Origin of the sequence: Streptomyces sp. NPDC047072 (assembly GCF_040643855.1) — a bacterium.
Lineage (GTDB): Bacteria > Actinomycetota > Actinomycetes > Streptomycetales > Streptomycetaceae > Streptomyces.
The window spans coordinates 11,853-33,758 of the sequence record NZ_JBEYVC010000116.1 but is presented as its reverse complement, the minus strand read 5'-3'; the positions used below and the strand labels follow the sequence as shown (position 1 = coordinate 33,758).

Genomic DNA, 21,906 nt, shown 5'->3' with positions numbered 1-21,906 from the left:
CTGCGGGCGGACACCCCCCGCCCCCGTCCCCTCACCGCCGTACGCGGGTGCAGGTGAGTGCTTTTAGGGGCGCGGGGAACTGCGCGACCAGCCCCACCGGTCCGCACTCGCCGTCCCACCGAACCCGGCAACCCCATTGGGCGCGCTCTCGAACATCCGGGGCTCACCAGTTAGCCTCCGGCCATGGCAAACGGGCAGTGGTACCCAGCGGAGTGGCCGGAGCGGATTCGGGCGCTCGCGGACGGTGCGCTCGCGCCGGCCGTGCCGAGGCGGGCGGCGACTGTGATGCTTCTCAAGGACACCGGGGCCGGGCCCGTTGTGTACATGTTGCGCAGGCGGGCCTCGATGGCCTTCGCGGGGGGTGCGTACGCGTATCCGGGCGGTGGGGTGGATCCCCGGGACGACGAGCATCATGTGCGGTGGGCGGGGCCCACGCGCGCGTGGTGGGCGCAGCGGCTCGGTGTGGACGAGGGCGCGGCTCAGGCGATCGTGTGTGCCGCCGTACGGGAGACGTACGAGGAGGCGGGTGTTCTGCTCGCCGGGCCCACGGAGGAGTCCGTCGTCGGGGACACCACGGGTGCGGAGTGGGAGGCGGACCGGGCCGCGCTGGTCGCTCGGGAGCTGTCCTTCGGGGGGTTTCTGGAGCGGCGCGGGCTGGTGCTGCGGTCGGATCTGCTCGGGGCGTGGACGCGGTGGATCACGCCCGAGTTCGAGCCCCGGCGCTATGACACGTTCTTCTTCGTCGCCGCCCTTCCTGAGGGGCAGCGCACCCGTAACGCGTCCACTGAGGCGGACCGTACGGTGTGGATCCGGCCCGGGGAAGCGGCCGCAGGCTATGACAAGGGTGAGCTGCTCATGATGCCGCCCACCATTGCCACGCTGCGGCAGCTCGGTGGGTATGAGAGTGCGGGGGCCGCGCTGGCCGGTGCTCCTGCGCGGGATCTGACGCCCGTGCTGGCCACGGCCCGGCTGGAGGACGGGGAGATCGTGCTCTCCTGGCCGGGGCACGACGAGTTCACCAAGCACATTCCTATCGGGGGAGCCTCCGCATGACCGACGCAGCAGCCCTTCCCGGCCGGCCCCGCGGCGGGGTGCTCTCGGGGCCCGCCACTCCTCGGGCCGTCAACGTGCTCGCGCCCAACGCCTCCCCGATGACCCTGGACGGGACCAACACCTGGATCCTGGCCGAGCCCGACTCCGAGGTGGCCGTCGTCGTCGATCCCGGGCCGCTCGACGAAGGGCACCTGCGGGCCGTCGTCGACACGGCGGCCCGCGCCGGGAAGCGCGTCGGCCTCACGCTGCTCACCCACGGCCATCCCGACCACGCGGAAGGCGCCGTCCGCTTCGCCGAGCTGACCGGCACCAAGGTGCGCGCCCTGGACCCGGCCCTGCGGCTCGGGGAGGAAGGGCTCGGGGCCGGCGACGTCGTCAGCGTGGGCGGGCTGGAGCTGCGGGTCGTGCCGACGCCCGGGCACACCGCCGACTCGCTGTGCTTCCATCTCCCGGCCGATCAGGCCGTGCTGACCGGTGACACCGTCCTCGGGCGCGGTACGACCGTCGTGGCGCATCCTGACGGGCGCCTGGGGGACTATCTCGACTCCCTACGGCGACTGCGGTCCCTGACCGTCGACGACGGCGTCCACGTCGTCCTGCCGGGACACGGGCCCGTCCTGGAGGACGCCCAGGGGGCCGTCGAGTTCTATCTCGCCCACCGCGCCCATCGGCTCGCCCAGGTCGAGACGGCCGTCGAGGACGGGTTCCGGACGCCCGAGGCCGTCGTAGAACATGTGTACGCCGATGTGGACCGCTCCCTGTGGCCCGCCGCCGAGCTGTCCGTGCGGGCGCAGATGGAGTACCTGGAGGAGCACGGGATCATCTAGGGCCCGTGCCTTTATGCGGGTCGGGGTGCTTTGGCGCCGTGCACGCGCGTGTACTCCTTCGCCAGCCATGGGCCCAGGTCGTCGACGTAGGTGCGCAGGGCGGTCGGGTCGGGGGCCGGATCGCGGGCCAGGGTGGCTGCCGTGCGGAGCTGGTGGGCGCGTTCGGGGTAGTAGGCGGCGAAGGCCTCGGCCATCTCCTCCAGGTCGCTCGTCCAGCCGTTCCAGCGGGGCATGACCAGGGTGAAGCCGGTGCGGACGAGGTGGCGGGACATGAAGCGGACCATGCGGCGGAGCTCTGCCGGGTCCGTGGCCGTCTCGATCCGGTGCCGCCAGCGGGGGAGCAGCAGCGCCAGGTCGCCGTTGGTCTCACGGGCCAGCAGGGAGTCGGGGCGGTAGCGGGGCAGGTGCTCGGCGAGGTCGTCGCCCAGGAGCGGGGTGCACAGACAGGCCACGAACCAGCCCAGGTCGTACCGCTCCAGGTCGCTCAACACGCGCGTGCGGCTCTCCAGCAGCACTCCGGCACCGTCGATCTCCGGAAACTCCCCGTCGAGCGCCGCCCCGAGCACCCGCACGGCCTCCCGGTCCGCGTCGGTGGGCTCGTCCCGCAGGACCACGAGGAGGTCGAGGTCGCTGATGCCCACGCGCGCGGTACCGCGCGGAATCGACCCGTAGAGGTACACACTGTGCAGCCGGGCACCGAAGAGGCCGGGGACGCGATCGCGGGCGCCCGAGACAACCGCCCGGAAGCCGGAGGGCACCCGCCCCAATCCCCCCTCGCGCACAATGAACCCGCGCCCATCAAGCCCCCGCAAGGTAGCGCCCATGGCCCTCCCTTATGGGGTGGGTGATTGGTGCGGATGTCCCGGCGACACGCCGTCGATACCGCTCAAGGCCGGGACATCCGCACCAATCCCCACCACCTTGCCTGGGGGCGCGGGGTGGGGGCTCGGGGCGCGGGGTCCCGTTGGGGTCAGCGGGAGCGCTTCGCCAGGCGTTCCACGTCCAGGAGGATCACCGCTCGGGCCTCCAGGCGGAGCCAGCCGCGCTGGGCGAAGTCCGCCAGGGCCTTGTTGACCGTTTCGCGGGAGGCGCCCACCAGCTGGGCCAGTTCCTCCTGCGTGAGGTCGTGGACTACGTGGATGCCCTCCTCGGACTGCACGCCGAAGCGGCGGGAGAGGTCGAGCAAGGCGCGGGCCACGCGGCCGGGGACGTCCGAGAAGACCAGGTCGGACATGGCGTCGTTGGTGCGGCGCAGGCGGCGGGCGACGGCGCGCAGGAGGGCGGTGGCCACCTCGGGGCGGGCGTTCAGCCAGGGCTGGAGGTCGCCGTGGCCGAGGCCCAGCAGCTTGACCTCGGTCAGCGCGGTGGCGGTCGCCGTGCGCGGGCCCGGGTCGAACAGGGACAGTTCGCCGATGAGTTCGCCGGGGCCGACCACGGCGAGCATGTTCTCGCGGCCGTCGGGGGAGGTGCGGTGCAGCTTGACCTTGCCCTCGGTGACGACGTAGAGCCGGTCGCCCGGGTCGCCCTCGTGGAAGAGGGAGTCGCCTCGCGCGAGGGTCACCTCACTCATGGAGGCGCGCAGTTCCGCGGACTGCTCGTCGTCGAGTGCCGCGAAGAGCGGGTTGCGCCGCAGAACGTCGTCCACGAGTTCTCTCCTTGTCGACCTGCTCAGGGGATCTTGTTCCCCCTTGGTACCAGGGGAACCCGGTGCCCATTTTGCCGGACGGTCCAAACAGTGTGATCTGTCACAAGGATGCCGCACACATGTCCCGGGGTAAGCGGCAGGGGTCCAATTGGGGGCCGGTCCCCGGGGCCCGGGGCGGATGTCGGTGCCGGGCTCTAGGCTGGCCGGGTGTCCAAAACGCCGGTGAGAGCACAGGCCGAGGGGGCTGGACGGGTGGTGGCACGTCGGGATTCCGCTGTGGGCGAACAAGGCTCCGGGGGTGGAAAGAAAACGGCAAAAGCGGCAGGGAAGGCTCCGGTGAGTACGGCGAAGAAGACTCCGGCGAAGAAGGCGGCTCAGGCCGAGGCTCCGGCCTCCGTCAAGAAGACGGCCTCCGTCAAGAAGGCGGCCCCCCTCAAGAAGGCGACCGTCGCTCCCAAGAAGGCTGCGGCGCCCGTGAAGAAGGCATCCGCCGCGAAGACCGTCGCGACGAAGCCTCCGCGCGACGAGTCGCAGACCGCCCTCGTGCGGCGGGCCCGGCGGATCAACCGCGAACTCGCCGAGGTGTTCCCGTACGCCCACCCGGAGTTGGACTTCGAGAATCCCTTCCAGCTGATCGTGGCGACCGTCCTGTCGGCCCAGACGACCGACCTGAGGGTCAATCAGACGACACCCGCGCTCTTCGCGAAGTACCCCACCCCCGAGGACCTGGCCGTGGCCAACCCCGAGGAGGTCGAGGAGATCCTGCGGCCCACCGGGTTCTTCCGGGCCAAGACGAAGTCGGTCATAGGGCTGTCGAAGTCCCTCGTGGAGAACTTCGGCGGTGAGGTCCCGGGCCGGCTCGAAGACCTCGTCAAGCTGCCCGGCGTCGGCCGCAAGACCGCGTTCGTCGTGCTCGGCAACGCCTTCGGTCGGCCCGGCATCACCGTGGACACGCACTTCCAGCGGCTGGTGCACCGGTGGCGGTGGACCGACGAGACCGACCCGGACAAGATCGAGGCGGCCGTCTCCGCGCTCTTCCCCAAGAGCGACTGGACCGACCTCTCCCACCACGTGATCTGGCACGGCCGCCGTATCTGCCACGCCCGCAAGCCCGCGTGCGGCGCCTGTCCCATCACCCCGCTCTGCCCGGCGTACGGCGAGGGCGAGACGGATCCCGACAAGGCGCAGAAGCTCCTCAAGTACGAGAAGGGCGGCTTCCCGGGCCAGCGCCTCAACCCGCCGCAGGCGTACCTGGACGCGGGCGGCAAGCCGGCGCCGCCGCTGGGGGCCGGGTGAGGGCGTCGCGGGGGATGCCTCCGGCGATCTCGCGGGGAAAGCCTTCCGCGCCGCACAGGTGGGTAGGTGTGCCCGGGGCGGAACGATCTAGGGCACGTCAGGCGTTGAGGTGTGCAGAACGGGGGTGGCGATGACACGCGCGAGCCATACGGAGGACGTGACGCTCAGCAAGGACGGCCTGCCCGGCTGGCTGGACCCGGTGGTGCGTGCCGTGGAGACGGTCGAGCCGAGACAGCTCAGCCGCTTCCTGCCGCCGTCCGACGGCGCGGGTCGGCAGTCCGCCGTGCTGATCCTCTTCGGCGAGGGCGAGCGCGGTCCCGAACTGCTGCTCATGGAGCGGGCGAGCTCGCTCCGGTCGCACGCCGGGCAGCCCTCCTTCCCGGGCGGCGCGCTCGACCCCGAGGACGGCGACCCGCTGGGCGACGGCCCGCTCAGAGCGGCCCTGCGCGAGGCGGAGGAGGAGACCGGGCTCGACCCGGCCGGTGTCCAGCTCTTCGGCGTGCTGCCCAAGCTGTACATCCCGGTCAGCGGGTTCGTGGTGACCTCGGTGCTGGGCTGGTGGCGCGAGCCGAGCCCGGTGGGTGTCGTCGATCCGGGCGAGACCGCCAGAGTCTTCACCGTCCCCGTGGCGGATCTCACGGATCCGGACAACCGTGCGACAACCGTCCACCCCAGCGGTCACCGAGGTCCGGCATTCCTGGTCGAATCGGCCCTGGTGTGGGGCTTCACGGCGGGCATCATCGACCGCCTGCTGCACTTCTCCGGCTGGGAGCGCCCCTGGGACCGGGAGAAGCAGGTCCCGCTCGACTGGCGCGCATGACAGGGTGAACCCCGTGAACGTGCTGGACATCCTGTTGCTGGTCGCCGCCGTGTGGTTTGCGATCGTGGGCTATCGCCAGGGCTTCGTCGTCGGCATCCTGTCGGTGATCGGGTTCCTGGGCGGCGGTCTCGTCGCCGTCTACACCCTGCCCGTCATCTGGGACGCGGTGACCGACGAGTCGGAGGTCGGCACCACCGCGGCCGTCGTCGGCGTGGTCATCGTGATCGTCTGCGCCTCCGTCGGCCAGGCCCTGACCACCCACCTCGGCAACAAGCTGCGCCGGTACATCACCTGGTCCCCGGCCCGCGCGGTCGACGCCACCGGCGGCGCCCTCGTCAACGTCGTCGCCATGCTCCTGGTCGCCTGGTTGATCGGCACCATGCTCGCGCAGACCACGATGGCGACGGTCGGCAAGGAGGTGCGCAGCTCCAAGGTCCTCCTCGGCGTCCAGGAGGTGCTGCCCTCGGACGCCGACACCTGGTTCAAGGACTTCACCTCGGTCCTCAAGCAGAACGGCTTCCCGCAGGTCTTCAGCCCGTTCTCCGACGAACCGATCAAGGAGGTCCAGCCGCCCGACCCCAAGCTCGCGAGCAGCGCGGTCGCCGTCCGCGCCCAGCGCTCCATCGTCAAGGTCATGGGCACGGCGACGAGTTGCGGCAAGGTCCTGGAGGGCACCGGCTTCGTCTTCGGCGACCGCCGTGTGATGACCAACGCGCATGTCGTCGGCGGCGTCGACGAACCCACCGTCCAGATAGGGGGCGAGGGCCGGAAGTACGACGCCAAGGTCGTCCTCTACGACTGGCAGCGCGACATCGCCGTACTGGACGTACCCGATCTCAAGGCGCCCGCCCTGCAGTTCACGACCGACGACGCCTCCAGCGGAGACGGCGCGATCGTCGCGGGCTTCCCGGAGAACGGCTCGTACGACGTCCGTGCCGCGCGGGTGCGCGGGCGCATCGACGCCCACGGCCCGGACATCTACCACCGCGGCACGGTGAACCGCGACGTCTACTCCCTGTACGCGACCGTCCGCCAGGGCAACTCCGGCGGCCCGCTGCTCACCCCCGAGGGGAAGGTGTACGGCGTGGTCTTCGCGAAGTCGCTCGACGACCCCGACACCGGGTACGCGCTCACCGCGGACGAGATCCAGGAGGACATCACCCAGGGGCGCACCGCGAACCAGCAGGTGGACAGCGACAGCTGCGCGTTGTGAAGCCCTGCGTGCCTTGAGGGGCGTCAGCCCCGGGGGTGGCGCAGGCGTACCGAGACCCAGCGGGCCCGGCGGCGCAGGATGCGCGGGATCCCCACCCTCAGGTCGGTGCTCCCCGGCAGTTGCGGGGCACCCCCTCGGTGGGAGCTCAGGCCGTTGGCCGAGCGGCGGTTGCGTGCTGCGTCACTGTAGTCGTGCGTCCAGCCCATACCCCGACGTGTGCCCCTGCCCCAAGGTCGATAACCACCCCCACGGCCCCCAATCGGCCTATGCGGCGGGCAATTGGCTGTTCGTAGTACAGGTGTTCACGTCCGGATACCGGGCGCAACGGCACGGTCACACAGCCGTCATCGAAGAGGGCGTCAGCGGTCCGGTTCGGGGTCCCGCAGCCAGCTGATCAGCTCGGTCGAGAACGCCACCGGATCCTCCTCGTGCGGGAAGTGTCCGAGGCCGTCGAACAGGCGCCAGCGGTACGGCGCTTCGACGTACTCGCCGGAGCCGGCCGCGCTTCTGGTCCTCATCACCGGGTCCAGCGAGCCGTGCAGATGCAGCGTCGGCACCCGCACCGGCCGCTTCATGCGCCGGTTGAACTGGATGCCGTCGGGGCGGGCCATGGAGCGGACCATCCAGCGGTACGGCTCGATCGAGCAGTGCGCGGTGGAGGGGATGCACATCGCCGCGCGGTACGTCTCCACCACCTTGTCGTCCGGCTGGCGCGGCCCGGACCAGTCCCGGATCAGCTCGGCGACCAGCGCGCCGTCGTCCGCGGTGAGCTGCCGTTCGGGGATCCAGGGCCGCTGGAACCCCCAGATGTAGGAACCGGCGCGCGTCTGCTTGACGTCCGCGAGCATCGCCGAGCGCCAGCGCCGGGGATGCGGCATCGAGGCGACCGCGAGCCGCCGTACGAGCTTCGGGCGCATCGCGGCGGCCGTCCACGCCAGATAGCCGCCGAGGTCGTGGCCGACCAGGGCGGCGTCCGGCTCGCCGAGCGAGCGGATCACGCCGGTGACGTCGAGGGCGAGGTTGGCCGGGTCGTAGCCGCGCGGGGTGCGGTCGCTGCCGCCGACCCCGCGCAGGTCCATCGCGACGGCCCGGAACCCGGCCTCGGCGAGCGCCTCCAGCTGGTGCCGCCAGGTCCACCAGAACTGCGGGAAGCCGTGCAGGAACATCACCAGCGGCCCGTCGCCCAGCTCGGCGATGTGGAAGCGCGCCCCGTTGGCGGCCACGTCCCGGTGCGTCCAGGGACCGTCGGGCCGTACGAGTGAGGCGGGCTGCTGCGCCGAGGGGGCGCCGGGTTCCGTCATGACGACGAGCGTGCCACAGCCTCGATGGCCTTCGCGTCCCGGACCCGCTCCTCCAGCACCTTGTTGTCGCCCTCGGTGCGCGGGTGCGGCTTGGCGTTCTGGAGCACGCCCGCGGTCTCCTTCATGGACGCGGCGACCTTCTGCGGGCCCTTGCCCTTCTGCGCCTTCTTCGCGAAGACCACGCCGATCAGCGCGAGGACCAGCGCGACCAGCACGTTGGCGGCGAAGGACAGCAGGAAGCAGACCGCGAGGTTCCAGTCGCTCCAGGTCCGGATGCCGTACGCCAGCGCGAAGTTGAGCATCGGCAGCGAGAACACCAGGACCGCGCCGGCCACCGAGAACGCGCCGCCGCTCACCGCGCCGCGCTTGACGTCCTGCTTGAGCTGCGCCTTCGCCAGCGCGATCTCGTCGTGCACCAGCGCGGACATCTCGGCCGTCGCCGAGGCGAACAGCTGCCCGATGCTGCGTTCGGCGCCGACCGGGCTGCCGTCGGGTGCGCTCATCGCGGTCTCCCTCTTCCGACCAGGTGGGTCTCTCGACCGGGTAGGTGGATCTCGTCCTTTGTACTGTTCCGTCAGATCATGCCCGACGGCCGTCCTCGTCGCCTGCCCCGCCCGTCACTTCGGCAAGCCGCTCGGCGGTCTTGAGCTCCGCGATCCGGCGGTGCTCGGCGGCCTTACGGTCGTAGATCGCGGCCATGCGCAGGTGGTACGCGGGGTCGTCCTCCTCGTAGATGTCCGGGATGCCGCTGAGGTCCTCGTCGCGCTCCTCGGCCTCGTACAGCCGCCGGTACTTGGCGTTGCGCAGCTTCAGCAGCACGGTCGCGAGGGCCGCCGCGATCAGCGAACCGGTCAGGACGGCGGCCTTGACCTCGTCGGTCAGGGCCTGGTCCCCGTCGAAGGCCAGCTCGCCGATGAGCAGCGAGACCGTGAAGCCGATGCCGGCCAGGGTCGCCACCGCGAACACGTCGGCCCACTCCAGGTCGTCGCTGAGCGAGGCCCGGGTGAAGCGGGCGGTCAGCCAGGTGCCGCCGAAGATGCCGAGCGCCTTGCCGACGACCAGCCCGAGGACCACGCCCAGTGTCTCGGGCCGCGTGAACACGTCACCGAGCGCGCCCCCGGACACCGAGACACCCGCGCTGAAGAGGGCGAACAGCGGCACGGCCAGGCCCGCCGAGAGCGGTCGTACGAGATGCTCGATCTGCTCGCCGGGGGAGTGCTCCTCGTCGTCGTGGCGCGTGCAGCGCAGCATCAGGCCCATCGCGACGCCGGCGATGGTGGCGTGGACGCCGCTGTTGTACATCAGCGTCCAGATCACCAGCGCGAGCGGGACGTAGACGTACCACCCGCGTACGCCCTTCCTGAGGAGCAGCCAGAAGACGCCGAGGCCGGCCGCCGCGCCGCCGAGGGCGGCGAAGTCCAGGTCCGCCGTGAAGAAGACCGCGATGATCAGGATCGCGAAGAGGTCGTCGACGACGGCCAGGGTGAGCAGGAAGGCGCGCAGCGCGCTCGGCAGCGAGGTGCCGATGACGGCGAGCACGGCGAGCGCGAAGGCGATGTCGGTGGCGGTGGGCACCGCCCAGCCCGCGAGCGAGCCGCCGCCGGTGACGTTGGTGAGCGTGTAGACGAGCGCCGGTACGGCCATCCCGCACAGGGCCGCGACGACGGGCAGCGCGGCCGCCCTCGGGTCCTTGAGGTCGCCGGCGACCAGTTCGCGCTTGAGCTCGATGCCGGCGACGAAGAAGAAGACCGCGAGGAGGCCGTCGGCGGCCCAGTGGGCGATCGAGAGGTCGAGGCCGAGGGCCTCGGGGCCCAGGTGGTAGTGGCTGACGCTCTCGTAACTGTCGTGCAGCGCCGGGACGTTCGTCCAGATCAGCGCGGTGACGGCGGCGAGGAGCAGCAGCACACCGCCGACCGTCTCGGTACGCAGCGCGTCCGCGACGAAGGTCCGCTCGGGGAGGGAGAGCCGTCCGAGAACCTTGCGGGTGGGCGCGGGCATGAGGGGGACCTCCGGTCGGTGGGCACGACTGAGCAGCTCGCCGACCAGACTTCCCGGCACACCTTGAGGGTCACGTTGTTTTGTTTAGTTTACCTAAAAGGGGCGCCGGGCGCTTCTCCGCGCCGGGCGCCCCTTCTCTGAGGGTGTCAGTCCTCGCTGGGCGCCGCCGGCAGCTTGGCCTGGATCAGGTCCATCACCGTCGAGTCGGTCAGGGTGGTCACGTCACCGAGCTGGCGGTTCTCGGCGACGTCCCGCAGCAGCCGGCGCATGATCTTGCCGGAGCGGGTCTTCGGCAGCTCGGCCACCGGCAGGACGCGCTTGGGCTTGGCGATCGGGCCGAGGGTGGCGCCGACGTGGTTGCGCAGGTCGGCGATGAGGTTCTCGTCCTCGGCGTTCGCCGTCCCGCGCAGGATCACGAAGGCGACGATGGCCTGCCCGGTCGTCTCGTCGGCGGCACCGACGACGGCCGCCTCGGCGACCGAGGGGTGCGACACCAGCGCCGACTCCACCTCCGTCGTGGAGATGTTGTGGCCGGAGACGAGCATGACGTCGTCCACGCGCCCCAGCAGCCAGATGTCGCCGTCGTCGTCCTTCTTCGCGCCGTCGCCGGCGAAGTACTTGCCCTCGAAGCGCGACCAGTACGTGTCGAGGAAGCGCTGGTCGTCGCCCCAGATGGTGCGCAGCATGGACGGCCACGGCTCGGTGAGGACGAGGTAGCCGCCACCGCCGTTGGGGACTTCCCGCGCCTCGTCGTCCACCACGGTGGCCGAGATGCCGGGCAGCGGGGTCTGCGCGGAGCCGGGCTTGGTCGCGGTGACGCCCGGCAGCGGCGAGATCATCATCGCGCCGGTCTCGGTCTGCCACCAGGTGTCCACGATCGGCGTGCGGTCGGCGCCGATGTGCTTGCGGTACCAGATCCAGGCCTCGGGGTTGATCGGTTCGCCCACCGAGCCGAGGACGCGGAGCGAGGTCAGGTCGAACTTCGCGGGGATGTCGTCGCCCCACTTCATGAACGTACGGATGGCCGTGGGCGCCGTGTAGAGGATCGTGACGCCGTACTTCTGCACGATCTCCCAGAAGCGGCCCTGGTGCGGGGTGTCGGGCGTGCCCTCGTACATGACCTGTGTCGCGCCGTTGGCGAGCGGGCCGTAGACGATGTACGAGTGCCCGGTGACCCAGCCGACGTCGGCCGTGCACCAGTAGACGTCCGTCTCCGGCTTGAGGTCGAAGACGGCGTGGTGGGTGTAGGCGGCCTGGGTGAGGTAGCCGCCGGACGTGTGCAGGATGCCCTTCGGCTTGCCCGTCGTACCCGACGTGTACAGGATGAACAGCGGCTGCTCGGCCTCGAACGCCTCCGGCGTGTGCTCGGCGGACTGCCGTTCGACGATCTCGTGCCACCACACGTCCCGGCTGTCGTCCCAGGCCACGTCCTGGCCGGTCCGTCGTACGACGAGGACGTGCTCGACGTTGTCGACCTTGCCGACCGCCTCGTCGACGGCGGGCTTGAGCGCGGAGGGCTTGCCACGGCGGTAACCGCCGTCGGAGGTGATGACGACCTTGGCGTCGGCGTCCTGGATCCGGGTCGCGAGCGCGTCGGCCGAGAAGCCGCCGAAGACGACGGAGTGCGCGGCGCCGATGCGGGCGCAGGCCAGCATCGCGACGGCCGTCTCCGGGATCATCGGCATGTAGACGGCGACCCGGTCGCCCTTCTGAACCCCCAGCTCCAGCAGGGCGTTGGCGGCCTTGGAGACCTCGTCCTTGAGCTCGGCGTAGGTGATCGCGCGGCTGTCGCCGGGCTCGCCCTCGAAGTGGATGGCGACACGATCGCCGTGGCCGGCCTCGACATGCCGGTCGACGCAGTTGTACGCGACGTTGAGCTCGCCGTCCTTGAACCACTTGGCGAACGGCGGGTTCGACCAGTCCAGCGTCTCGGTGGGCTCCTTGGCCCAGGTCAGCCGGCGGGCCTGTTCGGCCCAGAAGCCGAGACGGTCGGCCTTGGCCTGTTCGTACGCCTCCGCGGTGACGTTGGCGTTCGCGGCCAGGTCGGCGGGCGGCGCGAACCTGCGTTCTTCCTTGAGCAGGTTGGCCAGGCTCTCGTTGCTCACGGCATCTGCCTTTCCCAGGGTGTCCGTTGTGTCCCAGGCCACAGCTCATCAGACCGGGGGTGCGATGACAAGGGCCGATCTTAAATTGGTTTAGACCTGTGGGGTCATCCGTGACGTGTCCGGCGTCATCCGTACCCACGGCCGCCGACCAGGCGGAGTTCAGTCCCTGTAACGCCTTTCACACTCCGGCCCAAGTACGGGTGAGGCGCCGTCGACGCGCCGACGTATCGAACCGCGTGGGCGTACGGCGCATCGCCCGCGCGGACGGGAAGGGAGCCCGGGTGGAGGGGTTGCAGGGGATACGGGGCGGGCCGCGGGCGGCGGCCCGCGACCCGGAGCTCTTCGAGGTGTTCTACCGGCGCCATGTGGACGCGATGACGTCCTTCGTGGCCCGCCGGGTCGCCGATCCGCACACCGTCGCCGACCTCACCGCCGAGATCTTCCTCGCGGTCCTGGACTCGGCCGACACGTACCGCCCCTCGCGGGGCAGCGAGACGGCCTGGCTTTACGGCATCGCCCGCAACGTCGTCTCCTCGGAACGGCGCCGCGTGGCCCGGGAGTCGGCCCGCGACCGCCGCATCTCGGGCCGCCGCCTGCTGGAGCCCGACGACATCGCCCGCCTGGAGGACAAACTCGACGCGGAAAGCCCGGGCCGCCGCGCGCTGGCCGCGCTGGAGCGCCTCCCCGCGGGGGAGCGGGCCGTCCTGGAACTGGTCGCGGTCGACCAACTGACGGTCACGGAGGCAGCGGCCGCGCTCGGGATCAGCCAGGTGGCGGCGAGGGTGCGGTTGCATCGAGCGCGGAGGGCTCTTCGGGGGGAGCCGGGGGTGGGGGCGGCTACGGCGGGCGAGGCGAGCGGGGTGGGGAGTTCTGGGGGCGGTGAGGTGAGCGGGGTGGTGAGTTCTGGGGTCGATGAGGTGAGCGGGGTCGGGAGTTCTGGGGCCGGCAAGGTGAGCGGGAGGGTCGGCTCGGGCGGGGCGGGTGGCGTAGCTGCGGCGCGGGGGAGGCCGGGCGTGGGCGGGGTCGACGACGAGGCGGGCGTGGGCCGGGCCGCCGGCAGGGCGGGCGGAGAGCGGTCCCGGGCGGGTGGGGTGCGCAAGGCGCCCCGGGTGGTTACGGCTCAGGAGAGGCCGGGCGTGGACGGTACCGGTAGGGCTGCCGGGGCGAAGGAGCGCGCCGGGGCGCGGGGTGTCTTCCGGGAGATCGGGGGAGAGGCATGACGACGAGGACGACGTTCGAGGAGCGGTTGCTCGCGGAACTGCGGGGGGAGGTCGAGCGGCGGGAGGTTGCGCGGCGGGAGGCCGAGCCGGAGCGTGTGGGTCTACGGCGGCTGCTGCCGAGCCGTTCCTTTGCGGCCCCTCGGCTCACGAACCGGCTCTTGACGGGCCGTCGGCTGGCACTGGCCGCCGCGGTCTGCGCGCTGGCCGGGCTCGCGGTACTGCTGGTGCCGGGGACGCCGGCGGGCTCACCGGCGTTCGCGGTGGAGCGGCATGACGACGGCTCCGTCACGCTGACCGCGAAGGACCAGTTCATCGATGTCGGCGCCCAGCGCGAACTCGCGAAGCGGCTGCGCCCGAACCGCATCGAGGTGGAGGTGCATGTGCTTCGTCGCGGTTATGTGTGCGAGGGCGACCCGGTGCTCTGGGTGTTCAACCAGCAGGGCGAGAAGGTTGCCTTGCGCGCCGTCAAGTTGACCAGGCCGACCACCCTGCGCCCGGGCAACGTGCTGGTCTTCGTGAACCTCAGGGGCGGTGAACTGCCCCACAGGGTCGACGTCTTCCCGACGCGCGCCGACGTCGTGCCGTGCGTCCCGGTGAAGCCGACGCCGGACCGGTCCTAGGAGCCGGTCCGGCAGTCGCGCTCACGTGGGTTGCGGACGCGTCACGCCGACACGTCCACCGCCTCCACATGGTCGAACAGCTCGTCCCCGCCCGTCCCAGTCAGCAGATACGCCTGTGCCTCACCCACGTGGAAGTACATCCCGTGCAGCTCCAACTCGCCGTCCCCGAGCGCCCGGGCGACCGAGTCGTGGGCACTGAGGTGCTCCAACTGCTGGACCACATTGGTCAGACAGAGCTGCTCGACCGCGTCGGCGGGTGCCCGCCCGGCCAGCCTCGCCCAGGGGCGGCCGTCGTCGGCCATCCGCTCCAGACTCGGCAGCCCGTGCCGCAGCCACCGCTTCAACGGGGTCCGCGCACCGCCCGGCTCGGAGTTGAGCAGTGCCTGCATGGCCCCGCACCCGGAGTGCCCGCACACCGTGATGGAACGCACCTTCAGCACGTCCACCGCGTACTCGATCGCGGCCGCCACCGAGTCGTCCCCGCTCTCCTCGCCCGGCAGCGGCACGAGGTTGCCCACATTGCGCACCACGAACAGGTCGCCCGGACCACTGGAGGTGATCATCGAGGTGACCAGCCGCGAGTCGGCGCAGGTCAGGAAGAGCTGGGACGGCTGCTGCCCCTCCCGAGCCAGCCGAGCCAGCTCTCCGCGCACCAGGGGCGCGGTGTTCCGCTGGAACGCGCTGATCCCACGCGCCAGTTCCCGACCGCTCGCCCCTCTGACCGCGTCCGGCCGACCGGAACTCCCAGACTCGACGGACCCACCAGAGCCGAGGGCTCCGCCGGCTCCACGGGCTCCACTGGAGCCGCCGTGCCCACTGGAGCCGCCAAGCCCACCGGAACCGTCGGGTCCACCGGACCGACCGGACCCACCGGCTTCACCGGATCCGTCGGCCCCACCGGGCTTACCGGAACCGCCGGTGCCGACGGAACCGCCGGTGCCGACGGACCCGCTGGTGCCGGCGAACCCGCTGGTGCTGACAGATCCACCGGACCCGACAGCTCCTCGGGCCCCGACAGCCCCCCCGGCACCGCCCGCTGAGTAGAGCACCCCCTCGGCCACCCCGCGGCCACCCGACACTCCCAGCCGCCCCCCGGAGAAGACAGGCTGCGGCCGCTCGCACTGGTGGTTGCGCCAGGCCGTCCACGGACGGCAGCGGCAGTCCGTGGAACCGGACGGCTCGGCGATCCGCGTACCCGGTCTGCGCCCGGTCAGTTCGACCGAGCCGCCCCGCGCGGTGTGTGTCTTCTGCCAGTCCTGGAGCGCCTCGTACGCCGCGTGGTCCATGAACGAGCCGTCCAACTCCACGACGGTGTCCGCCCCTTGGGGCACGAGGTGCAGGGCCCGGCTGAGCCGGGGCACGGCGAGGAACGTCAACTGGCCTCTCACCTGGACGTGATGGACTCCTTCCTGTTCGACGTGGGTGATACGGGTGCGGGTGAGGCGGTGCAGGGCGACGGCCACGGCGACGGCGATCCCCAGCACGACGCCCTCCAGGACGCCGAGGACGACCACGCCGAGGGTGGTGACGGCGTAGACCAGCACCTCTCGGTGACGCGTCACCGTGCGAATGTGGTGCAGGGACACCATCTGGATGCCGACGGCCATCACCAGGGCGGCGAGCGAGGCGAGCGGGATCAGCTCCAGCACCGGGACCATCAGCAGCGCGGCTACTACTACGAGAACGCCGTGCAGCATCGTGGAGTTCCGGCTGACCGCACCCGCCTGGACATTCGCCGAACTGCGCACGGCGACCCCCGCGACGGGCAGTCCGCCGAGCGCGCCGGAGACGATGTTGGCGGCGCCCTGTCCGAGCAGTTCGCGGTCCAGGTCGGAGCGGCCGACCCGGGCGGCGGAGCGGGTGACGGCCGGACCGGCGGCGACCAGGTCGGGGCGGCCTGCCGCCAGCTTGTCCACGGCGACCGCGCCGAGCAGCGACTGCACGCTGCACACCAGCGTGGTGGTCAGCACGGCGGCGACCAGGCCGAGCACCGGCCCCTCGGGCAGCCCGGCGAGGGCGTGGCTGCTCCAGGACGGCAGGTCGACCTTGGGCAGGGTCAGCCCCACGAGCGAGGCGGTGGCCGTGGCTCCCGCGACGGCGACGAGCGCGGTCGGCACCTTGCGCAGCAGGCGACCCGCCCGGCCGGGCAGCCGGGGCCAGAGGAAGAGGAACGCCAGGGTCAGCAGGCTCACCGACACGGCGGCGGGCTGGAGGCGGACCAACTGGGCGGGCAGGGCGCGGAGGTTGTCGAGGACGGAGCTCTGGGGGGTGCCGCCGAGGACGATGTGCAGCTGGGCGACGGCGATGGTGACGCCGATGCCGGCGAGCATGCCGTGCACGATGGCGGGGCTGACGGCGAGGGCGGTGCGGGCCACGCGCAGGCAGCCGAGGCCCAGTTGGGCGAGTCCGGCCAGGACGGTGATGGCGCAGGTGGTGCGCCAGCCGTAGCGGTGGATCAGGTCGGCGGTCACCACGGTGAGTCCGGCGGCGGGTCCGCTGACCTGGAGCGGGGAGCCGCCGAGCCATCCGGCGACGATCCCTCCGACGGCCGCGGCCACGAGGCCGGCCTGCAGGGGCGCGCCGGTGGCCAGGGCGATGCCGAGGGAGAGCGGCAGGGCGATCAGGAAGACCGCGATCGAGGCCGACACGTCGGCGCCCGCGATTCGGAAGCGGCGGGGCGGGGTCGGCGGCGGGCTGTGGGGTCGGTGGACGCTCTTCGGGCGAGATGAGTCGTTCGAATCGGTGGCGCGAGTGGGTACGCAGGCTGACATGTTTTCCCGTCTCCTCCGGGGCAGCGCGGTCGCGGAACAGGTGGTCCCCCGTCGATGGCGGGGGGCGGGTCGCGGCCGTGGGTCACGGCGTGCAGCGGCGGGATGAATCAACGCTGATGAATCGACGCTCGGTAAATGGATCGTAATGCAGAGTAAAGGCCAGGCATAGACTTTCCGGGCAAATGGGCTAATGACTCACTCTGAAGAGCGAAGTGGCAATTTCATCGGCTTGTCGTACTAATTCCTTCTCGGTCCCGTGTGAACGTGACGGCGCTGTCGTTGGGTCCCGAGAGAAGGAAGAAGGTGGGCGGAACATGACCGCCACCCAGAGGATTGCCGCGAAAGCCGTGGTCGCCGCGGTCTGTGCCGCCTCGCTCGCCGGTTGCGCGACCGGCGCCGACCACTCCGACGAAGGGGCCGCAGGCCCGCAGAAGGCGAAGCCGGCGCAGGCGCCGCCCAAGCAGGTGGTCCGCCTGATCGGAGACGGCTCCACCTCCTACACCGGAGCACAGCCGCACCTGCCCAGAGCCCAGAGACTCAAGCCCGGCGAGAAGCCCCCGCAGTTCGTGGTGTTCTCCTGGGACGGCGCGGGCGAGGACAGCCAGAAGCTGTTCTCCCACTTCCGGGAGGTCGCCAAGGCCAACCATGCGACCATGACCTACTTCCTGAGCGGCGTGTACATGCTGCCGGAGGACAAGCGCGACGAGTACAAGCCGCCGCAGCACTCCCCGGGCCGCTCCGACATCGGCTTCAACGACGAGCAGGGCATCGCCGACACCGTCAAGCAGCTCCGCCTGGCCTGGCTGGAGGGCAACGAGATCGGCACCCACTTCAACGGCCACTTCTGCGGCCGCGACGGCGGGGTCGGCCAGTGGTCGGTGGCGGACTGGAAGGACGAGATCGCCCAGGCGAAGCACTTCGTGAAGTCCTGGAAGACCAACACCGGGATGACGAAGGCCGCCCCGCTGCCCTTCGACTACGACAAGGAACTCGTCGGCGCCCGCACGCCCTGCCTGGAGGGCCAGAAGAACTTCATGGCGGCCGCCCGCGAGCTCGGCTTCCGCTACGACACCAGCGGGGTCAACGACCAGCTGTGGCCGAAGAAGAAGCAGGGCCTGTGGGACCTGTCGATGCAGCTGGTGCCCTTCCCCGGGCACCGCTACGAGCAGCTCACCATGGACTACAACTTCATGGTCAACCAGTCCGGCACCGCCACCCAGGGCGACCCCGGCAAGTACGAGTTCTGGGGCGACCAGATGCGCGACGGCCTGCTCAAGGGCTTCCACCGGGCCTACGACGGCAACCGTGCGCCCCTGATCATCGGCAACCACTTCGAGTCCTGGAACGGCGGCACCTACATGCGCGCCGTCAAGGAGACCATCGAGCAGGTCTGCAACAAGCCCGACGTGCGCTGCGTCTCCTTCCGGCAGCTCGCCGACTGGCTGGACGCCCAGGACCCGGCGACCCTGGCCAAGCTGCGCACCCTCGGGGTCGGCGAGGCCCCGAAGGAGGACTGGACGGCCTTCCTCTCGGCCCGCCCGGCCCCGGCACCCAAGGGCGTACCCGGGGCGCCGGCCGCCAGGAAGCAGTAGCCGTCAGGCGGTCGCGGCGGCGGATGCCACCGCGCTCTCGCCGAGCACGAACGAGGGGTCGATCTGGGCCGCCAGGTCGGCCCCCGTACGTTCGTTGCCCCACGACTGGGCGTTCTTCAGATGGAAGTGGACCATCTGCCGGGTGTACCGCTCCGGGTCCCGCAGCTCGTACGTGGTGTCGACGGCCGTCCGCAACTGGTGCAGGGCGCGGCGGTTGACGTCCTCCAGGAGCGCGAACCGGGGCGGCCGGCCCTTCTCCAGGGCGCGCACCCAGTCGGAGTGTCCGACCGTCACGAGCAGGTCGTCCCCGACTTCGGCGCGGAGGAAGTCGAGGTCGTCCCGGCCCTGCACCTTGTTGCCGACGACCTTCAGGGTGATGCCGAAGTCGCGGGCGTACTCCTTGTACTGGCGATAGACGGAGACCCCCTTCCGGGTCGGCTCGGCCACGAGGAACGTGATGTCGAAGCGGGTGAACATGCCGGAGGCGAAGGAGTCCGAGCCCGCCGTCATGTCCACCACGACGTACTCGCCCGCCCCGTCCACCAGGTGGTTCAGGCACAGCTCCACCGCTCCGGTCTTGGAGTGGTAGCAGGCGACCCCCAGATCGGCGTCGGTGAAGGGGCCGGTGACCATCAAACGGACGACGTCGCCGTCGAGTTCCACCGGCCGGGCGCAGGCGTCGTAGACCGGGTTGTCCTCGCGCACCCGCAGCAGCCGGGAGCCCTCGCCGGGCGGGGTGGTCTTGATCATCGTCTCGGCCGAGGCGATGCGCGGGTTGCCGCCGCGCAGGTACTCCTTGATCAGCGGCAGCCGCTCGCCCATCGCGGGCAGCGCGGCCGCCTCCGCCTCGTCCAGACCGAGCGCCGGTCCCAGATGCTGGTTGATGTCGGCGTCGACGGCGATCACGGGGGCACCGGTGGCCGCGAGGTGGCGGATGAACAGGGAGGACAGGGTGGTCTTGCCGCTGCCGCCCTTCCCGACGAAAGCAATTTTCATGTTCACGAACGGTAGTGGCGCAATAGCTGTATGTGACAGGCGTGCGTGAAGAAGACCACTCCATCGAGGGGTGTGGCCCCGGGTTGCGTAGGGTCGTACTCATGAGTACGACAGGCGCGACCGCCGATCCGCTCGCGGCCCTGGGTTCGCTGCCCGGGGTGGCCGAGTCCGTGGAGTCCGTGCGCAAGTCCGTGGACCGGGTCTACGGGCACCGGGTCATGCGGCGCCGCAGCAACGAGATCACCTCCGAGGCGGCGCTGCGCGGCGCCCGCGGGTCCGCCGCGCTCTCCGGTGCGGACTGGGCCCTCGAAGAGGTGCGCCGGCGCTCGGACTTCGGCGTGGACGACGAGGCGCGCGTCATGGGCGCGTCCCTGCGGCTGACCGCCGAGGCCGGCCAACTGCTGTCCATCTGGCGGCAGTCGCCGCTGCGGGTGCTGGCGCGCCTCCATATGGTCGCTGTCGCGGCCGACGGTGACGAGGTGGGGCGGCCGCGTCAGGCGGGCGAAGCGGTCGACGAGCCGCTGATCGAACTGCCGTTGCCGGGAGCGGCCGAGGTCTCGGGCCGCCTGGAGGGGCTGTCCGAGCTGATCATCGTGGGCAGTTCGGCTCCGGCCCTGGTCACGGCCGCCGTGGTGCACGGCGAACTTCTCGCCCTGCGGCCCTTCGCCTCCCACAACGGCCTGGTCGCGCGCGCGGCCGAGCGGATCGTCCTGGTCGGCAGCGGTCTCGACCCGAAGTCCGTCTGCCCGGCGGAGGTCGGTCACGCCGAACTGGGCCGCGCCGCCTATCTGGCGGCGCTCGACGGCTATGTCTCCGGCACCCCGGAGGGGATGGCCGCGTGGATCACGCACTGCGGCGCCGCGGTCGGCCTGGGGGCGCGTGAGTCCACGGCGGTGTGCGAGGCGCTTCAGCGCGGGGCGGCGTAGGAAACCCCCGAAAAGGGTTGCGGCGGTACGAGGATTCGTACCGCCGCCGGCATGTTCACCGGGTTACCAAGCGTCCTCGATATGTTGCCCATCAGGTCGGGAACTTCGCCCGTCACCTGGTGCGGCTGGCCCGTAATCGACGGGTCGACGTCGCGTGGGTGCCCAATGTCCATGCTCGGTCCGTGGGGCCAATTGCGTTTTAAAGGTGATCCTCTCGGATGTCCTTGGTCTCGCGGGCCGTTAATCCCTTTGTACTCCTGGACTCGGGCAAGCGGAACCCCTGGCAGCGGTTCTTTACTTTTACTCTCAAACAGGATCAAACGGTCAGGCGGTGGTCGTCCGTCGCCGATTCGCGTACCAGACGAGGCCCGCCGTGGCCGCCGCGGCTCCTATGGCGGCGGCCGCGACCAACGCCGGGCGGGGCGGTACGGAGAAGCCGGGCAGCCGCTGCTTGAGCCGAACGGGCCGGTGGAAATCGAGGATCGGCCACCCGCGCGCGAGTGCCTCGCGGCGCAGTGCCCGGTCGGGGTTGACGGCGTGCGGGTGGCCCACGGCTCGGAGCATCGGCAGATCGGTCGCCGAGTCGCTGTAGGCGTAGCAGCGTTCGAGGTCGTAACCCTCGGACTCGGCCAGCTCCTTGACCGCTTCGGCCTTCGTCGGGCCGTACGCGTAGTACTCCACCTCGCCCGTATAGCAGCCGTCCTCGCCCACGACCATCCGGGTCGCCACCACGCGGTCCGCGCCGAGCAGTTCACCGATCGGCTCGACGACCTCCGCGCCGGAGGTGGAGACGATGACGACGTCCCGTCCGGCGGTGTGGTGCTCCTCGATGAGGGAGGCGGCCTCGTCGTAGATGATCGGGTCGATCAGGTCGTGGAGCGTCTCGGCGACGATCTCCTTGACCTGTTGGACGTTCCAGCCGCGCACGAGTGCCGAGAGGTACTCCCGGGTGCGCTCCATCTGGTCGTGGTCCATACCACCGACGAGGAAGACGAACTGGGCATAGGCCGTCCGCAAGGCGGCCCGGCGGTTGATCAGCCCGCCTTGGTAGAACGACTTGCTGAACGTGAGCGTGCTCGACTTCGCAATGACCGTCTTGTCCAGGTCAAAGAAGGCCGCTGTGCGGGGCAAGGAGTGGTTTTCCACGCCCCGAGCATAGGCGCAGCCCATTCGGCGTAAGGTGTGGCGCGTGGGTTTGCCTGAGAGGGCTCTCGGGTACACCATGGAAGTCACGGATCGTTCGCGACCGTGCTAACCCGGTCCGGCTCCTCCCCCCCCCCGAGTCGGCCGTGGAGACGACCCCCACTCTCCCCCCCGGTGGGGGTCGTCGCATGTCCGGGTGGGTTTTCCTCTTCTCCGTACGGCTTCGAGGCCGCGAGCGGGCGGCTGCGGCCGTCCTTTCGGCATACTCATGACTGGTCACTGTGGGTAGCCTTCGGGCTGCTCTGTGGAAGTTGTCCACAGATCCGTGCAGGGCTCACCGGTATGGGTGACGGGGATATTCACAACCGTCGAGTTGTCCA

Annotated in this window: 18 protein-coding genes and 1 pseudogene; 9 read left to right on the top strand and 10 right to left on the bottom strand. The window is 70.8% G+C overall.

The window, feature by feature from the left end:
- Positions 1-183: 183 nt before the first annotated feature.
- Together ABZ896_RS35740 and ABZ896_RS35735 are read left to right on the top strand one after the other, a co-directional pair.
- On the top strand, positions 184-1,053 hold the full coding sequence (locus ABZ896_RS35740; RefSeq protein ID WP_360938396.1) for an NUDIX hydrolase: 870 nt from the start codon (positions 184-186) through the stop codon (positions 1,051-1,053).
- Positions 1,050-1,880, top strand: coding sequence for an MBL fold metallo-hydrolase (locus ABZ896_RS35735; RefSeq protein WP_360938393.1), 831 nt, complete (start codon positions 1,050-1,052; stop codon positions 1,878-1,880). Before ABZ896_RS35740 ends, ABZ896_RS35735 begins: the two co-directional genes overlap by 4 nt.
- 11 nt (positions 1,881-1,891) lie before the next feature.
- On the opposite strand, the gene ABZ896_RS35730 is transcribed toward ABZ896_RS35735, so the two are convergent.
- Entirely contained in the window at positions 1,892-2,704 is an 813-nt protein-coding gene (locus ABZ896_RS35730; protein WP_360938390.1) for a nucleotidyltransferase domain-containing protein, read from the bottom strand.
- A gap of 146 nt (positions 2,705-2,850) precedes the next feature.
- Positions 2,851-3,525, bottom strand: a complete 675-nt coding sequence (locus ABZ896_RS35725) for a Crp/Fnr family transcriptional regulator (RefSeq protein ID WP_015658871.1) — start codon at positions 3,523-3,525, stop codon at positions 2,851-2,853.
- A 336-nt stretch (positions 3,526-3,861) separates the two neighbouring features.
- Here ABZ896_RS35725 and nth point away from each other — a divergent pair, with 336 nt between their 5' ends.
- The 3 genes from nth to ABZ896_RS35710 all read left to right on the top strand — a co-directional run bounded on the left by nth (position 3,862) and on the right by ABZ896_RS35710 (position 6,854).
- Entirely contained in the window at positions 3,862-4,821 is a 960-nt protein-coding gene (gene nth / locus ABZ896_RS35720; protein ID WP_360938387.1) for an endonuclease III, read from the top strand.
- Between the two features lie 130 nt (positions 4,822-4,951).
- Positions 4,952-5,641, top strand: coding sequence for a CoA pyrophosphatase (locus ABZ896_RS35715; protein WP_360938384.1), 690 nt, complete (start codon positions 4,952-4,954; stop codon positions 5,639-5,641).
- Positions 5,642-5,654: 13 nt separating this feature from the next.
- Complete coding sequence (locus ABZ896_RS35710; protein ID WP_360938381.1) at positions 5,655-6,854, top strand: MarP family serine protease; 1,200 nt, start codon at positions 5,655-5,657, stop codon at positions 6,852-6,854.
- A 23-nt stretch (positions 6,855-6,877) separates the two neighbouring features.
- On the opposite strand, the gene ABZ896_RS35705 is transcribed toward ABZ896_RS35710, so the two are convergent.
- The 5 genes from ABZ896_RS35705 to acs all read right to left on the bottom strand — a co-directional run bounded on the left by ABZ896_RS35705 (position 6,878) and on the right by acs (position 12,258).
- Entirely contained in the window at positions 6,878-7,060 is a 183-nt protein-coding gene (locus ABZ896_RS35705) for a hypothetical protein (RefSeq protein ID WP_360938378.1), read from the bottom strand.
- 153 nt (positions 7,061-7,213) lie between these two features.
- Positions 7,214-8,155 carry an alpha/beta hydrolase gene (locus ABZ896_RS35700; RefSeq protein WP_360938375.1) on the bottom strand — a complete coding sequence of 314 codons (942 nt, stop codon included), beginning with the start codon at positions 8,153-8,155 and terminating at the stop codon, positions 7,214-7,216.
- On the bottom strand, positions 8,152-8,658 hold the full coding sequence (locus tag ABZ896_RS35695; RefSeq protein WP_360938372.1) for a phage holin family protein: 507 nt from the start codon (positions 8,656-8,658) through the stop codon (positions 8,152-8,154). The genes ABZ896_RS35700 and ABZ896_RS35695 overlap by 4 nt, the downstream gene beginning before the upstream one ends.
- Positions 8,659-8,734: 76 nt before the next feature.
- The gene (nhaA, locus tag ABZ896_RS35690) at positions 8,735-10,153 is read right to left on the bottom strand and encodes a Na+/H+ antiporter NhaA (protein ID WP_360938369.1); all 1,419 of its coding nucleotides are present in this window, start codon (positions 10,151-10,153) and stop codon (positions 8,735-8,737) included.
- A gap of 146 nt (positions 10,154-10,299) precedes the next feature.
- Entirely contained in the window at positions 10,300-12,258 is a 1,959-nt protein-coding gene (acs, locus tag ABZ896_RS35685) for an acetate--CoA ligase (RefSeq protein ID WP_360938366.1), read from the bottom strand.
- A gap of 290 nt (positions 12,259-12,548) precedes the next feature.
- Between acs and ABZ896_RS35680 the strand changes: the two are divergent.
- A pseudogene (locus tag ABZ896_RS35680) lies at positions 12,549-13,073 on the top strand (RNA polymerase sigma factor); the annotation flags it as partial.
- A 401-nt stretch (positions 13,074-13,474) separates the two neighbouring features.
- On the top strand, positions 13,475-14,098 hold the full coding sequence (locus ABZ896_RS35675) for a hypothetical protein (RefSeq protein ID WP_360938363.1): 624 nt from the start codon (positions 13,475-13,477) through the stop codon (positions 14,096-14,098).
- 41 nt (positions 14,099-14,139) lie between these two features.
- Here the strand turns inward: ABZ896_RS35675 and ABZ896_RS35670 are convergent, their stop codons facing one another.
- A complete protein-coding gene (locus ABZ896_RS35670; protein WP_360938360.1) occupies positions 14,140-16,869 on the bottom strand; it encodes a SulP family inorganic anion transporter in 2,730 nt (909 codons plus the stop codon).
- Between the two features lie 314 nt (positions 16,870-17,183).
- Here ABZ896_RS35670 and ABZ896_RS35665 point away from each other — a divergent pair, with 314 nt between their 5' ends.
- Complete coding sequence (locus ABZ896_RS35665; protein WP_360938357.1) at positions 17,184-18,461, top strand: hypothetical protein; 1,278 nt, start codon at positions 17,184-17,186, stop codon at positions 18,459-18,461.
- A 3-nt stretch (positions 18,462-18,464) separates the two neighbouring features.
- Here ABZ896_RS35665 and ABZ896_RS35660 read toward each other — a convergent pair whose 3' ends face one another.
- Complete coding sequence (locus ABZ896_RS35660) at positions 18,465-19,457, bottom strand: ATP-binding protein (protein ID WP_360938354.1); 993 nt, start codon at positions 19,455-19,457, stop codon at positions 18,465-18,467.
- 101 nt (positions 19,458-19,558) lie between these two features.
- On the opposite strand from ABZ896_RS35660, the gene ABZ896_RS35655 reads away from it, so the two are divergent.
- A complete protein-coding gene (locus tag ABZ896_RS35655) occupies positions 19,559-20,383 on the top strand; it encodes an oxidoreductase (protein WP_360938352.1) in 825 nt (274 codons plus the stop codon).
- Between the two features lie 324 nt (positions 20,384-20,707).
- Here ABZ896_RS35655 and ABZ896_RS35650 read toward each other — a convergent pair whose 3' ends face one another.
- Entirely contained in the window at positions 20,708-21,553 is an 846-nt protein-coding gene (locus ABZ896_RS35650) for an HAD family hydrolase (RefSeq protein WP_360938349.1), read from the bottom strand.
- Positions 21,554-21,906 lie beyond the last annotated feature (353 nt).

What these genes read in the sequence shown, in the direction of transcription:
- ABZ896_RS35670 (WP_360938360.1), bottom strand. Translation starts at nt 16,869, where the DNA reads ATGTCAGCCTGCGTACCCACTCGCGCCACCGATTCGAACGACTCATCT.
- ABZ896_RS35730 (WP_360938390.1), bottom strand. Translation starts at nt 2,704, where the DNA reads ATGGGCGCTACCTTGCGGGGGCTTGATGGGCGCGGGTTCATTGTGCGC.
- ABZ896_RS35665 (WP_360938357.1), top strand. Translation starts at nt 17,184, where the DNA reads ATGACCGCCACCCAGAGGATTGCCGCGAAAGCCGTGGTCGCCGCGGTC.
- ABZ896_RS35660 (WP_360938354.1), bottom strand. Translation starts at nt 19,457, where the DNA reads ATGAAAATTGCTTTCGTCGGGAAGGGCGGCAGCGGCAAGACCACCCTG.
- nhaA (WP_360938369.1), bottom strand. Translation starts at nt 10,153, where the DNA reads ATGCCCGCGCCCACCCGCAAGGTTCTCGGACGGCTCTCCCTCCCCGAG.
- ABZ896_RS35740 (WP_360938396.1), top strand. Translation starts at nt 184, where the DNA reads ATGGCAAACGGGCAGTGGTACCCAGCGGAGTGGCCGGAGCGGATTCGG.
- ABZ896_RS35700 (WP_360938375.1), bottom strand. Translation starts at nt 8,155, where the DNA reads ATGACGGAACCCGGCGCCCCCTCGGCGCAGCAGCCCGCCTCACTCGTA.
- ABZ896_RS35655 (WP_360938352.1), top strand. Translation starts at nt 19,559, where the DNA reads ATGAGTACGACAGGCGCGACCGCCGATCCGCTCGCGGCCCTGGGTTCG.
- ABZ896_RS35715 (WP_360938384.1), top strand. Translation starts at nt 4,952, where the DNA reads ATGACACGCGCGAGCCATACGGAGGACGTGACGCTCAGCAAGGACGGC.
- ABZ896_RS35675 (WP_360938363.1), top strand. Translation starts at nt 13,475, where the DNA reads ATGACGACGAGGACGACGTTCGAGGAGCGGTTGCTCGCGGAACTGCGG.
- ABZ896_RS35705 (WP_360938378.1), bottom strand. Translation starts at nt 7,060, where the DNA reads ATGGGCTGGACGCACGACTACAGTGACGCAGCACGCAACCGCCGCTCG.
- ABZ896_RS35650 (WP_360938349.1), bottom strand. Translation starts at nt 21,553, where the DNA reads ATGGGCTGCGCCTATGCTCGGGGCGTGGAAAACCACTCCTTGCCCCGC.
- ABZ896_RS35735 (WP_360938393.1), top strand. Translation starts at nt 1,050, where the DNA reads ATGACCGACGCAGCAGCCCTTCCCGGCCGGCCCCGCGGCGGGGTGCTC.
- ABZ896_RS35695 (WP_360938372.1), bottom strand. Translation starts at nt 8,658, where the DNA reads ATGAGCGCACCCGACGGCAGCCCGGTCGGCGCCGAACGCAGCATCGGG.